Source organism: Caballeronia sp. 11_S32, assembly GCF_056930355.1.
This window is the reverse complement of sequence record NZ_JBXOWH010000005.1, coordinates 775,541-788,733: the sequence shown is the minus strand read 5'-3', so window position 1 is coordinate 788,733 and position 13,193 is coordinate 775,541. Positions and strand designations below refer to the sequence as shown.

Genomic DNA, 13,193 nt, shown 5'->3' with positions numbered 1-13,193 from the left:
CATGCTGATCGGCATTCCGACTGAAACGGCAAGCGGCGAGACGCGCGTTGCGGCATCGCCCGAAACCGTGAAGAAGTACATCGCGCAAGGACATAGCGTGCGCATCGCGCGTGCCGCGGGCAGGCACGCCGCGTTTACCGACGAAGCCTACGTCATCGCAGGCGCCGCATTGTGCGACGACATCGAAGCGCTCGCCGCCGAGCTCGTGCTCAAGGTACGCGCGCCGAGCGAAGCAGAAGCTTCGCATCTGACGCGCGGCGCGCTGGTGGTCGGCATGCTCGATCCGAAGAACGGCGAAAGCGTCGCGCGTCTCGCCAATGCGGGCGTCACCGGCTTCGCGCTCGAAGCCGCACCGCGCGTGACGCGCGCGCAAAGCATGGACGTGCTCTCGTCGCAGGCGAACATCGCCGGATACAAGGCCGTGATGATCGCGGCGAATCACTATCCGCGCTTCTTCCCGATGCTGATGACCGCGGCCGGCACGGTGAAAGCGGCGCGCGTGCTCGTGCTAGGCGCGGGCGTCGCAGGCTTGCAGGCGATCGCTACCGCGAAGCGTCTCGGCGCAACGGTGGAAGCCTCGGACGTGCGGCCCGCCGTGAAGGAGCAGATCGAATCGCTCGGCGGCAAGTTCGTCGACGTGCCGTTCGAAACGCCCGAGGAAGAAGAGATTGCGAAGGGCGTCGGCGGCTACGCGCGTCCAATGCCCGCCGCGTGGCTGCAACGCCAGGCCGCGCTCGTCGCGGAACGCGCGAAGATCGCCGACATCATCGTGACGACGGCGCTCATTCCCGGCCGGCGCGCGCCCGTGCTCGTGACGGAAGACATGGTGAAGTCGATGAAGGCGGGCTCCGTAATCGTGGATCTCGCGGCGGCCGCCGGCGGCAATTGTCCGCTGACCGAAGCGGACCGCGTGATCGTTGCGCACGAGGTGACGATCATCGGCCATACGAACCTGCCCGCGATGGTCGCCGCCGATGCCTCCGCGCTCTACGCGCGCAACGTGCTCGATTTCACGAAGCTCATCTTCGACAAGGAAGGCCAGTACAAGCTCGACCTCGACGATGAAATCGTCAAGGCATGCGTGCTTCAGCCGCCCGCCGATGGCGAAGGCCAGGCAGCCAGCGTCGCGACGCTCGCCGAATGATTCCGTCACTTTGAAATGAGGCACAGATGCACTCCATCGATCCAACCCTCGTGCACGTCATCATTTTCGTGCTCGCGATTTACGTCGGCTATCACGTCGTCTGGAATGTGACGCCCGCGCTGCACACGCCGCTCATGGCGGTGACCAACGCGATCTCCGCGATCGTGATCGTCGGCGCGATGCTCGCCGCGGGACTCACGCATCACGCATCGAGTCAGGCGTTCGGCGTCATCGGCGTCGCGCTCGCATCGGTCAATGTATTCGGCGGCTTCCTCGTCACGCGCCGCATGCTCGACATGTTCCGCAAGAAAGGAGGCGCGAAATGAACGCAGCCGTCAACATGAACCTCGTCACGGCGAGCTATCTCCTGGCCTCCGTGTGCTTCATTCAATCGCTCAAAGGTCTTTCGACACCGAAGTCCGCGCTGGTCGGTAATGTGTTCGGCATCGCGGGCATGGCAATCGCCGTCATCACGACGCTCGCCATGGTCGCTGCGTTGCGCGATGCGCCCGGCATGGGCGTCGGACTCGTGGCGGCCGGTGTCGTGATAGGCGGCACCGTTGGCGCGCTGCTCGCGAAGAAAGTCGAGATGACGAAGATGCCCGAACTCGTCGCGGCGATGCATTCGCTGATCGGGCTCGCCGCCGTATGCATCGCGGTGGCGGCGGTGATCGAGCCGTCGGCGTTCGGCATTGCAAGCGCCTCCGATGAGATCATTCCGCGCGGCAATCGCGTCGAGTTGTTCATCGGCACGCTGGTGGGCGCGATCACGTTCTCGGGTTCGGTCATCGCGTTCGGCAAGCTCTCGGGCAAGTACAAATTCCGCTTGTTTCAGGGCGCGCCCGTCACGTTTCGCGGCCAGCATGCGGTCAATGCGCTGCTCGCCATCGCGATGATCGGCTGCGGCATCGGCTTCTTCTTCACGCAGGCGTGGGCGCCGTTCGTTGCGATGACCGCTATCGCGTTCGTGCTCGGCGTGCTCATCATCATTCCGATCGGCGGCGCGGACATGCCGGTGGTCGTATCGATGCTGAACTCGTATTCGGGCTGGGCGGCGGCGGGCATCGGCTTCTCGCTCGGCAATCCGATGCTGATCATCGCGGGTTCGCTCGTCGGTTCGTCGGGCGCGATTCTTTCGTACATCATGTGCCGCGCGATGAACCGTTCGTTCTTCAGCGTGATCCTCGGGGGCTTCGGCGCGGAAGGCGCTTCGTCGAATACGGCGGGCAGCGCGGCGGTGCGTCCCGTGAAGAGCGGCAGCGCGGATGATGCCGCGTTTCTCATGAGCAACGCCGAATCGGTGGTGATCGTGCCGGGCTACGGCCTCGCGGTGGCGCGCGCACAGCACGCGCTCAAGGAACTCGCGGAGAAGCTGCACGAAAAGGGGGTGACCGTGCGCTATGCCATTCATCCGGTCGCGGGCCGCATGCCGGGACACATGAACGTGCTGCTCGCCGAAGCGGAAGTGCCGTACGAGCAGGTCGCGGAGATGGAGGACATCAACGGCGAGTTCGGTCAGGCCGATGTCGCGCTCGTGCTCGGCGCAAACGATGTGGTGAATCCCGCCGCGAAGAACGATCCGAAATCGCCGATTGCCGGCATGCCCATTCTCGATGCCTACAAGGCGAAGACCGTGATCGTCAACAAGCGCTCGATGGCGGCGGGTTATGCCGGTCTCGACAACGAGCTCTTCTATCTGGACAAGACCATGATGGTATTCGGCGATGCGAAGAAGGTCGTCGAAGACATGGTCAAGGCCGTCGACTGAACCGGAGCACGCGATGGAATCCGCCGACCTCTCCGTTCTTGCGCACGCGTTCGACTGGCATGCGAGTGGCCACGCGGTCACGCTTGTCACGGTCGTGAGAACGTGGGGCAGCGCGCCGCGCCCGCCGGGCGCATTGCTCGCGATTCGCGACGATGGCGTGGTGGCCGGATCGGTGTCGGGTGGATGCGTCGAGGATGATCTGATCGATCGCATTCGACACGGCGAGCGCGCATCGTCGCCGCGCGTGATCCGCTACGGCGTGTCGCGCGAGGAAGCGGCGCGCTTCGGCTTGCCGTGCGGCGGCACGCTGGAGCTGGTCGAAGAGCCATTGAACGACGCGCGCTGGATCGAGCGTCTGTTCGACTGCACTGCGCGCGGCGAACTCGTGCGCCGCGAATTGCGCATGGTGGACGGCATGGTGACGCTGCGAGCGGGCGAACGCAACGATGCCGTGCACTTCGACGGCGAAGCGCTCGCGGTCACGTTCGGTCCGCGCTGGCGCCTGCTGCTGATCGGTGCGGGACAACTGTCGATGTGCGTCGCGAGCATCGCGCGAGGGCTCGACTTCGATGTGCTCGTCTGCGATCCGCGCGAGGAATTTCGCGCGCTGCTCGATCCTTCGCTCGCGCGCTGGCTGCCGGGCATGCCCGATGACGTCGTGCTCGATATCGGCGTCGATGCGCATACGGCCATCGTCGCGCTCACGCACGATCCGAAGCTCGACGACATGGCGCTGATGGAAGCACTGCGCTCCGACGCGTTCTATGTCGGCGCGCTCGGCTCGCGGCGCAATTCGCAGAAGCGCCGCGAACGCCTGCTGGAATTCGATTTGTCGGCGCGGCAGACCGCGCGTTTGCATGGGCCGGTGGGATTGCACATCGGCGGGCAGACGCCCGCGGAAATCGCGGTGTCGATCATGGCGGAAATCGTGGCGGTGAAGAACGGCATCCCGCTGCTACAAAAGAAGCGTGAGGAACAACACGACGCAACGGCCGAAGGATCTCTTGGAGATGGAGACAAATCATGCTCGTCAGCGACATCCTCAAACATAAGCGCAACCCGCTCTTCACCGTCGAGCCAGGCACGCGTCTGTCCGATTGCGTGATCCTCATGTCCGATCGCGACATCGGCTCGTTGCCGGTAATAAGCGAAGGGCAACTCGTCGGCTTGCTCACGTTCCGCGAAGTCATCAACGTGCTTGCGCAACGTCAACGCGAAGTGCGCCGCGGGCCGACGCCGCCCGTCGCCGAGTTGCAGGTGCGCCATGTGATGAATCCGGAGCCGGTGATCGCGTCGCCGGAGATGGACGTATCCGAATTGCGCGCGCTGATGGTCACGCATCATCAACGGTATCTGCCGGTAATGGAGCAAAGGCGCCTGCTTGCGGTCGTCTCGTTTCACGATGTCGCGAAGGCGGTGCACGAAGAGCAGAGCTTCGAGAACCGCATGTTGAAGTCGTATATCGGCGACTGGCCCGTCGAAGAAGCGGTGGCGTCGCACACATGAAACGGACGCCGGGCATGCGCACCTATGCGATGGCCGAACGCGCGAGTCATCTGGACTTCGATATTCGCGATCAATCGGTGCGGCAGCAATTGACGCAGCCGCACCGGCACGAATACTTCCAGGTGCTCGCGACCTTACGCGGCGAGGCGACGCACATCATCGGCGGAAGCGTGCGGCAGGTGCGTGCGGGCACGGTGACGTTCGTGCTGCCATATCGTTCGCATGTGTGCGTGATGCCGCCGGGCGCGGAGTATGTCGTCATCAGCTTTTCGCTGCGCTTCCTGCGCCCCGATTCCACGCTCGATCCGCTCGGTCTCGAATACGCGAACGCGAACGCGGTGCCGGAGATCGCGCCGTTTCTCGTGCAGGAAGTGGTGGACTTCGTCGTCGGCGAACGCGACATGCCGTGGCTTCACACGACGCTCGACGCGATGCTGCGCGAGAACAAGGAGCGTCGCGCCTTCTCGTCGATGATGCTGCGCGCGCGGTTGCTGGAACTCATCGGCGGCGTGAGCCGACGCAACGATCGCGCGCTTGCCAACGCGCTCGATGCGCGGCGTGCGCTGTCCAACAGGCAGGACTGGCTGGTTCGCGTTACACGGTTGATCCGGGAGAGGCTGTCGGGCGATCTCGCGCTGAAGGATGCAGCCGATGCCGCGAATCTCTCGCCAGGGCATCTCGCGCACGCGTTGAAGCGCGAAACGGGCCGCACGTTCACGGAGCTTTTGACGGAACGGCGCATGGAGCGCGCGCGTGAATTACTGATGAGCTCGTCGCTCAGGCTCACCGAGATCGCACGTGCAACGGGCTTCGCCGACGAGAGTTATTTCGCGCGGCGCTTCAGGCAGCATTTCGGCGTATCGCCCGGCGAGTTCCGCAGGCAACGCGAACAGGAAACTACCGGAAAAGCACAGTTCTGTCCGATAGACTCGCAGCAGGAATCAATAAGCTAGATCCAAGGAGACTCCGATAACCGTCCGCAAAGAGGCGGTGCGGAGTTCCGGAGCAACGCGGCACAGGACGCGTTTCAACCCCAAACGACGAACGCCTCATCAGGAGACAACTCATGGAGCGTAACGCAAGCGATGGTGCGGTTCACGGCCGCGACGCGGAAGGCAAGGGCGCCAGCAAAGGCAAGAATAAGCGCCCGCACTTCTGCAGCCGGCTCTACGTGCAGGTGATTTTCGCGATTTTTGCCGGCGCGCTCGTCGGCTATCTCTATCCGAAGTTCGGCACATCCCTGAAGCCGCTCGGCGACGTGTTCGTGAAGGGCATCAAGATGGTGGTCGCACCGATCATCTTCACGACCGTCGTGTGCGGCATCGCGAAGATGGGCAATCTGAAGCGCGTCGCGAACATCGGCGTGAAGTCGCTGATCTACTTCGAAGTCGTGTCGACGATCGCGCTCCTGCTCGGCTGGTTCGGCGCCGACATGGTGCGCCCCGGCGATGGCATCAACGCGAATCCGGCGAGCTTCGATCCGGCGCTCGTCGCGGGCTATGTGAAATCCGCGCATCAGATGAGCATCACGGACTTCCTCATGTCGATCGTGCCGTCCAGCATGATCGATGCGTTCGCGAAGGGAGAGATGCTGCCCGTGCTGTTCGTCTCGGTAATGTTCGGCATCGCGCTTTCGGCCATCAATGAACGCGCGCAGCCCGTCATCGATCTGCTCGACAGCTTTTCCAAAGTGTTCTTCGCGATGGTGAAGATCGTCATGTACTTCGCGCCGCTCGCCGCGTTCGGCGCGATGGGCTTCACGGTCGGCGCGTACGGCATCGCATCGCTCGCGAAGTTCAGCCTGCTGCTCGCGACCGTGTTCGTGGTGAGTGTCGCGTTCGTCGTCGTGGTGCTCGGGCTTCTGCTCGCGGCATGCGGCCTCAGTCTGCGCAAGGTGCTGCGCTTCTTCCGCGATGAAATCCTCGTCGTGTTCGGCTCCACTTCCGCCGAAACGATGATTCCGCGCATCATGGTGAAGCTCGAACGGCTCGGTTGCACCAAGGACGTCGTGGGTCTCGTGATTCCGACGGGCTACTCGTTCAACATGGACGGCACCGCGATCTACATGAGCATCGGCGTGTTGTTCATCGCGCAGGCGTGCAGCATCGATCTGTCGTTCACGCAGCAACTGACGATTCTCTTCGTGATGCTGCTGACATCGAAGGGCGCGGCGGGCGTGACGGGCGGCGGCTTCATCGCGCTCGCGGCGACGTTGCCTGTGATTGGTGTGCTGCCCGTGGGCGGGCTCGCATTGCTGATCGGCGTGGACCGCTTCATGGCGCAGATTCGCGCGGCGACGAACCTGACCGGCAATGTGATCGGGACGATCGTGATCGCCCGCTGGACGGGCACGCTCGATGTGGAACGCGCACGCCGCGTGCTCAACGGCGACGAAGACGATGGCCGTCCCTCGCGCAGCACGATGCCCGAAGGCGCGCTCGCATCGGCGCATTCGATGAACGTGCGCTCCGGCGTCAACGCATAAGGGGACCGGCGAGATGAAACGCACAATCATGCTCGCGTGGGCGAGCCTCGCGGCCTCCACGGCATTCGCGCAAAGCAGCGTCACGTTGTACGGTATCGTGGATGACGGCATCGTCTATGTGAATCATTCGGCTCCGCGCGCGACGGCGCAGGGCCAGAAAGTGTTCCAGATGGGCAGCGCGAACGAGTCGCGCTGGGGCCTGACAGGACGCGAGGATCTCGGCGGCGGACTGCGCGCGATCTTCACGCTGGAGAACGGCTTCAACATCAACAATGGCACGATGGGATCGGGCGGGCGCCTCTTCGGAAGGCAGGCCTATGTGGGCCTCGACAGCACGCGCTTCGGTCAATTGACGCTCGGCCGTCAATACGATTTCGGCGTGCTGTATGTAGGGCCGATGGTGTCGTCGAAGCAATGGGCGGGCGGCTATGGCGCCCATGTCGGCGACACGGACAACTTCTACAACTCGTTCCGTCTCAACAACTCGGTGAAGTACACGATGCCCTCGTGGCACGGCGTAGAGGCCGGCGCGGCCTATGCGTTCAGCAATCAGGCGGGCGACGCGCCCGGCACCGGCTTCGCCAACAACCGGGCATATACGTTCGGCGCGCGCTACGGCGCGGGACCGCTCGCCGTGGCGGCTTCTTATCTGCAACTGAACAATCCTGTCGCGGGCAACACCGGCGGCAGCAATACCGGCGGCGCGGTCGCGGGCGATTACTCGAACATCCGCAATATCTTCTACGGCAACGTCGCGCGGCAGCGTGTCGCGGCGGGCGGGGCGTCATACGCATTCGGCGCCGCGAGCGCGGGCTTCGTCTATAGCTGGGTCGGCTTCGATTACAACGACAGCACCGCGTCGCATCTGTCGAACTACGAAATCAATGCGAAGTTCAATATCACGAGCGCGCTGCTGGTTGGCGCGGCCTTCATCTATACCGATGGGCACATGGGCGGCGGACAGAGCCGCGGCAGCTTCGCCACGGGCGACGATCCCAACTGGAAGCAGGTGAACCTCGGGCTGAATTACGCACTGTCGAAGCGCACCGAGCTTTACAGCATCGCCGTATGGCAGCGTGCGGGCGGCGACGCCACACAGGCCGCGATCTTCAATTCCGGTGGGCTCTCGGGCTCATCGAGCCGCGATCAGATTCTCGTTGCTGCGGGCCTGCGCGCGAAGTTCTGATGCACTCAGTCGGGGCGCGGCGCGTGAATCGGCAAAATTGCCCGGTATGCTGCGCCGCGTCGTCCGGGTAGGTCTGGATTGTCGGGCAAACGTAAGTTGCGTTCTCATAGGACAGTCGCTATCCACTTCCCGAACCGACGGCGTTTGTCACGCCGTCGCGCCGTTTTCAGTGATCCCCATGAACGACGATTCGCTGCAGGACATCAAGACTTACCGAATGGGCGACCGCTCCGACCGGCTCGACTTCGACATACGCGACCAGAGCGTGCGGCCCGCCATCGCCGTTGCGCATCGGCATGAGTTCTTTCAGATGCAGGTGAACACGAGCGTCGGCCATACGCATGTGATCGGTGGACAGCGCCGCGAGCATCCGTCGCGCTCGATCATCTTCGTGATGCCGTACCGCGTGCATTGCGCGTATAACCCGCCGGATGCGCGCTATCACATCATCAACTTCGCGCCGCAGTTCTTGCGGCCGGGACTGGATCTGTCGCCGTTCGAGATGGAAGAGGTGTCGATCTTCGAGTATCCCGAGCTTGCACCGTTCCTCTATGAAGGCCACGTCGATTTCGATTTCGACGAAGCCGAGTTCGCCTACGTGCAAGGCGTGATCCGCCACATGATGACGCTCAACCAGCGGCGCGGCCTCGGCACGCTCGAGCGGCTGCGCGGCATGTTGCTGGAGCTCATCGGCTTCGTGACCGAAACCTACCAGGACGCGCTGCGGGAGATGGCCGATCAGCGCGTGTTCCTGCAGCGCCGTTCGGATACGTTCAAGCGGGTGATGCGCCACATCGAGGGCAATCTCGCTGCGCCGCTTTCGATTTATTCGGTGGCGGAAGCCGCGCACGTGTCGCCGAATTATCTTTCGCAACTGCTCAAGAAGCACACGGGCCTTGCATTCGTCGAATGGGTGACGGCGCAGCGCATGGAGCGGGCGAAGCATCTGCTCGCGCACGGCGAGGACCGCGTCGGCGAGATCGCGAAGAGCGTTGGTTTTGCGGACGAGGCTTATTTCACGCGCCGGTTCACGCAGCGGTTCGGGCAATCGCCCAGCAAGTTCCGTCGGCAGATGCAGGTGCAGACTCCGGCCGAAGAGGCCTGACCCGCACTCGCGGGTCTCTCATTTTCGACTCGACACAATCAGACACTTGCTTCATAGTTCGCTATATTCTTTCGTATATTGCGATGCGTGCGGAGCTGGGCGATTCATATGGGTGACCGAGGGAGCGTTTCCGGCTGGGCGGAGGACGTCGCGCGCAGCCGATTGCAGGCGAGTGCGTGCTGCTTCGTTTTGTCGATCGCGCGCGCGCTCGGTGACAGGGAGTTCGATGAGTTCATTGGCTCGTTGTCGTTTGACGATGTGCTGACCGCACTTCATGAGCATGCGTGCGCGATCGGATTCGGCGGCATGGGCGAACTGACCGAAGTGATCGATGTGGCGCGCGTCGTCGAAGATGCATCGACGTTGGAATCGCTGGACGGAACGCTCACGAGACTCCACGCCCGGTGGGTTCTCCAGGAGCGTGCGCGTGCCGCGCGCGCGAACGCGCATCTCGACTAGCGCTTCTCACGAACGCGCGGCGAAGATCTTTCTGCGGTGGCGAAGTATGCGCGTCGAGCATGCGCGACGCTTTCCCCGTGGCGCTTCGCCTCGGACGCATTCGCGCATTAAGATAAGCGTTCCCTCGTTCTAATTTGGAAACACCGCGATGCAAGTGCTGGTCGATGCGGACGCCTGCCCGGTCGTCGTCAAGGAGATGCTGTTTCGAGCCGCCCGGCGTGTCGAAGTATGCGTCACGCTGGTGGCGAACCAATATCTGCGCACGCCGCCGTCTCGCTTTATCAAGGCGATCCAGGTGCCTGCCGGCTTCGATGCCGCCGATGATCGAATCATCGAGCTGGTCAGAGACGGCGATCTCGTGATTACCGCGGACATACCGCTGGCCGCCGCCGCCATCGAGAAGGGCGCACACGTGCTCGATCCGCGCGGGAGCTGGTTCAATCGCGAGAATATTCGCGAACGTGTAACGATGCGCGACGTGATGGATCAGCTCCGCGCGTCGGGCGTCGATACCGGTGGGCCTGCGGCTTACGCACCGGGCGACAGCAAGGCCTTTGCTGCACAACTGGACCGCTTTCTCGCACGACACGCTGCCGGCTCGGGCGGAGCAGCTTGAGCCGGGGTCATCGGACGCGCGGGTATACTCTCAAACCCAACTTCCGCCATTCCGGTTCCTCGGGACCTGATTGCAGCAACGTTTTAATCGGTGCACGAACAAGATAACCATGGCATATCAAAGCTTTGAAATCTCCCAACTGCGGGCGCAGCAAGAGGCATTGGATAAACAGTTGATGGAAGCCAAAGACAGAGAGACACGGCACGCGCTGACAGAAATCGTGCAGAAGATGCGCGAGTACGGAATTACGCTAAATGAACTCATGGGCCGTAAGCCGGGCGAGCTGTCGCCTGAGCCGGCCGCAAAATACCGCGACCCGGTCAGCGGAGCGACGTGGAGCGGTCGTGGACGCGTGCCCCGGTGGATCGCCGGCAAGGACCGCGACGAATTCCTCGTACAGACGCACAGTGCCCCGGGCGCGATGGTTCAGGCGGACCTGTTTGCCGTCCAGCGGTGAGCTATGCACGCCGTCGCGTCGTTCGTGTGGTCCGATACTGCCATCGGTGTGATGGGTGAATGAAAAAGGAACGGCGAATGGACGGCAGAACGGCTGATGTAGTTGTGGTAGGGCTTGGAGCCTTCGGTAGCGCGACTGCCTATCAACTCGCGAAGCGGGGCGTGAAGGTCATCGGTATCGACCAGTTCGCTCCGCCTCACAACAAAGGCTCGAGTCATGGCAATACCCGCATCACGCGCCTCGCGGCTGGCGAAGGGGAAGCGTATATCCCGTTCATCAAGCGCTCGCATGAAATCTGGAATGAACTCGAGGCCGAGACCGGTAAAAGGCTGTATCACCGGACCGGCGGTCTGATACTGGGCGCTCGGGGCGGGGCAACCAGTCATCACGGCAAGCCAAACTTTGTCGAAACGACCATAGCGAACGCGCGCCGGCATGGAATTGAACACGAGGTGCTCAGTGCACGCGAGATGTCGGACCGATTTCCCCAGTTTCAAACTCGCGGCGATGAAATCGGCTACTTCGAGCACGATGCGGGAGTGCTGATTCCCGAAGCCTGTGTCGAGACGCAGATTGCGCTGGCGATGGCACTCGGCGCGTCCATCCGAACGAACGAAAAGGTAATCGCCATCGAGAAGCAGGGAGACGGCGTCGTAGTCCGCACCGCGGCAGGCGACTACTCCGCTGCGAAGGCGATCGTGACGGCGGGCGCGTGGATTCCCGAAATGGCTGCAGGTACGGTCGGCAGAAACCTGCGCGTCATGCGCCAGACGCTACATTGGTTCGAGACGACGAATCCATCCATGTATTCACCTGCGAAATGTCCGGTGTTTATCTGGATGCATGGCGAAGGCGACCAGGACTACATGTACGGGTTCCCGATGCTCGATGGCGTGCCGGGCGTGAAGGTCGCAACAGAGCAATATGAAAATACCTGCGCGCCGGATGATTTCGACAGGACAGTGAGCACCGAAGAGTCACTGAACATGTTCGAGAGCCACGTTGCCGGACGACTGGCGTGTGTTGGGTCCAGGCCAGTTCACTCTGCTGCCTGTCTGTACACGGTAAGCACCGATTCCGGCTTCATCGTGGATACCTATCGCGACATGGAGCACGTGAAGGTGGTGTCCGCCTGCTCGGGTCACGGCTTCAAGAATTCGGCCGGTCTTGGCGAGCGGATAGCGCTGTGGGCGACAGGTCAGGACGACGGGAGCCTGCAACAGTTCCGTGCTGCAAGGTTTTCCTAGCAGGCCAGTCACGACGAGTTCGAACACGTTGGCCTTTGCGACAGGGCGCTGCGAAACCCCACGAAGCGCGTCGCTGGCATAGCGCGTTCATCGGAGGCGCCGAAAAAGTCGTCTCCGGCTGAGAGAGACGCGAACAGATTCAACTGCTCCGGCGGACCGCCACTGTCCAGCGGCACGATTGCGCCCTCGCGCTTCCCGCACTTCCTCTTTTCCTCTGAACGAATGCGTCGGCCCCTTCGGCTCGACGCATTCGCACGCCTGTTACCCATCGTTTCCCGTCACGCCATCGACCCGAATCGCTTAGCGCGCGCGTGCGCTACGAAATCGAGTTGCACGTCTTCCGCGTAAACCCGCTTGCACCATATTTTTGATGATCCTATATTGCATTTCACCATCAACTATTACGATGCGATAAATCATGAGTGACGACGTTCTGTTTTCGAATCACGGCCGCGTCGCGGTCATCACGTTGAATCGTCCCGAGCGCCTCAACGCGTGGACCACGCCGATGCGCGAATCGATCATCGCGGCGCTCGAGCGCTTCAATGCCGACGACGATGTCGCCGCGATCATCATGACGGGTGCGGGCAATCGCGCATTCTCGGCGGGGCAGGATCTGGCTGAAGCGCACGACTTCAATGGCGAACGCGCCGTGGCGTGGGTCAAGGAGTGGCAGCGCTACTACGCGACGCTGCGCGGCCTCTCCAAGCCGCTCGTGATGGCGCTCAACGGCACGGCCGCGGGTTCGGCGTTTCAAGTCGCCCTGCTCGGCGATATCCGCGTGGGTCACGCGGGCGTGCGCATGGGCCAGCCGGAGATCAATGCGGGCATCGCCAGCACGACAGGGCCGTGGATCATGAATTCGATGCTCGGCATGTCGCGCACCATCGAGCTGACGCTCACCGGCCGTCTGATGGATGCCGACGAGTGCTATCGCATCGGGCTGATTCATCACATCGTCGACGAAGATAAGGTCTTCGAGAAAGCGCTGGAAATCGCCACGGAACTCGCCGCCAAGCCGCCCGTCGCGATGCGTCTCGACAAGCAGCGTTTCCGCGAGATGACCGAGCCTGGTTTCGTGGACTGCATCGAGGCGGGAGAACGCATCCAGCGCGAGGCGTACGACTCCGGCGAGCCCGCTCGCATGATGGAAGAGTTCTTCAAAAAGCGCGCCAAATAGATCGGGCTGAAGTCGAGCCGTTTCTTCTCAACCCCAGTGC

General features: G+C 62.6%; 14 protein-coding genes. All 14 read left to right on the top strand.

Features of this window, described 5'->3' with window-relative positions:
- Position 1: 1 nt before the first annotated feature.
- The 14 genes from AC1Z32_RS38140 (at position 2) to AC1Z32_RS38075 (ending at position 13,153) form a co-directional block, all read left to right on the top strand.
- Positions 2 to 1,144, top strand: a complete 1,143-nt coding sequence (locus AC1Z32_RS38140) for a Re/Si-specific NAD(P)(+) transhydrogenase subunit alpha (RefSeq protein WP_483484026.1) — start codon at positions 2 to 4, stop codon at positions 1,142 to 1,144.
- A 26-nt stretch (positions 1,145 to 1,170) separates the two neighbouring features.
- Positions 1,171 to 1,470 (top strand): proton-translocating transhydrogenase family protein, encoded by a 300-nt coding sequence (locus AC1Z32_RS38135; RefSeq protein ID WP_483484025.1) that lies wholly within the window; start codon positions 1,171 to 1,173, stop codon positions 1,468 to 1,470.
- A complete protein-coding gene (locus AC1Z32_RS38130; RefSeq protein WP_483484024.1) occupies positions 1,467 to 2,912 on the top strand; it encodes an NAD(P)(+) transhydrogenase (Re/Si-specific) subunit beta in 1,446 nt (481 codons plus the stop codon). The genes AC1Z32_RS38135 and AC1Z32_RS38130 overlap by 4 nt, the downstream gene beginning before the upstream one ends.
- 13 nt (positions 2,913 to 2,925) lie before the next feature.
- Positions 2,926 to 4,017, top strand: coding sequence for an XdhC family protein (locus tag AC1Z32_RS38125; RefSeq protein WP_483484023.1), 1,092 nt, complete (start codon positions 2,926 to 2,928; stop codon positions 4,015 to 4,017).
- Positions 3,936 to 4,418 (top strand): CBS domain-containing protein, encoded by a 483-nt coding sequence (locus AC1Z32_RS38120; RefSeq protein ID WP_483484022.1) that lies wholly within the window; start codon positions 3,936 to 3,938, stop codon positions 4,416 to 4,418. Before AC1Z32_RS38125 ends, AC1Z32_RS38120 begins: the two co-directional genes overlap by 82 nt.
- Positions 4,415 to 5,371, top strand: coding sequence for an AraC family transcriptional regulator (locus AC1Z32_RS38115; protein WP_483484021.1), 957 nt, complete (start codon positions 4,415 to 4,417; stop codon positions 5,369 to 5,371). The genes AC1Z32_RS38120 and AC1Z32_RS38115 overlap by 4 nt, the downstream gene beginning before the upstream one ends.
- 113 nt (positions 5,372 to 5,484) lie before the next feature.
- Positions 5,485 to 6,903, top strand: coding sequence for a C4-dicarboxylate transporter DctA (dctA, locus tag AC1Z32_RS38110; protein ID WP_483484020.1), 1,419 nt, complete (start codon positions 5,485 to 5,487; stop codon positions 6,901 to 6,903).
- 13 nt (positions 6,904 to 6,916) lie between these two features.
- A complete protein-coding gene (locus AC1Z32_RS38105) occupies positions 6,917 to 8,089 on the top strand; it encodes a porin (RefSeq protein WP_483484019.1) in 1,173 nt (390 codons plus the stop codon).
- Between the two features lie 178 nt (positions 8,090 to 8,267).
- On the top strand, positions 8,268 to 9,194 hold the full coding sequence (locus AC1Z32_RS38100; protein WP_483484018.1) for a helix-turn-helix transcriptional regulator: 927 nt from the start codon (positions 8,268 to 8,270) through the stop codon (positions 9,192 to 9,194).
- 189 nt (positions 9,195 to 9,383) lie between these two features.
- Positions 9,384 to 9,653: a hypothetical protein gene (locus AC1Z32_RS38095; RefSeq protein ID WP_483484017.1), complete on the top strand. Its 270-nt coding sequence runs from the start codon at positions 9,384 to 9,386 to the stop codon at positions 9,651 to 9,653.
- Between the two features lie 148 nt (positions 9,654 to 9,801).
- Entirely contained in the window at positions 9,802 to 10,269 is a 468-nt protein-coding gene (locus AC1Z32_RS38090; RefSeq protein ID WP_483484016.1) for a YaiI/YqxD family protein, read from the top strand.
- A gap of 109 nt (positions 10,270 to 10,378) precedes the next feature.
- Positions 10,379 to 10,726, top strand: a complete 348-nt coding sequence (locus AC1Z32_RS38085; protein WP_483484015.1) for an H-NS histone family protein — start codon at positions 10,379 to 10,381, stop codon at positions 10,724 to 10,726.
- 77 nt (positions 10,727 to 10,803) lie between these two features.
- Positions 10,804 to 11,973, top strand: coding sequence for an N-methyl-L-tryptophan oxidase (solA, locus tag AC1Z32_RS38080; protein ID WP_483484014.1), 1,170 nt, complete (start codon positions 10,804 to 10,806; stop codon positions 11,971 to 11,973).
- Between the two features lie 418 nt (positions 11,974 to 12,391).
- Positions 12,392 to 13,153, top strand: coding sequence for an enoyl-CoA hydratase/isomerase family protein (locus AC1Z32_RS38075; RefSeq protein WP_483484013.1), 762 nt, complete (start codon positions 12,392 to 12,394; stop codon positions 13,151 to 13,153).
- Positions 13,154 to 13,193 lie beyond the last annotated feature (40 nt).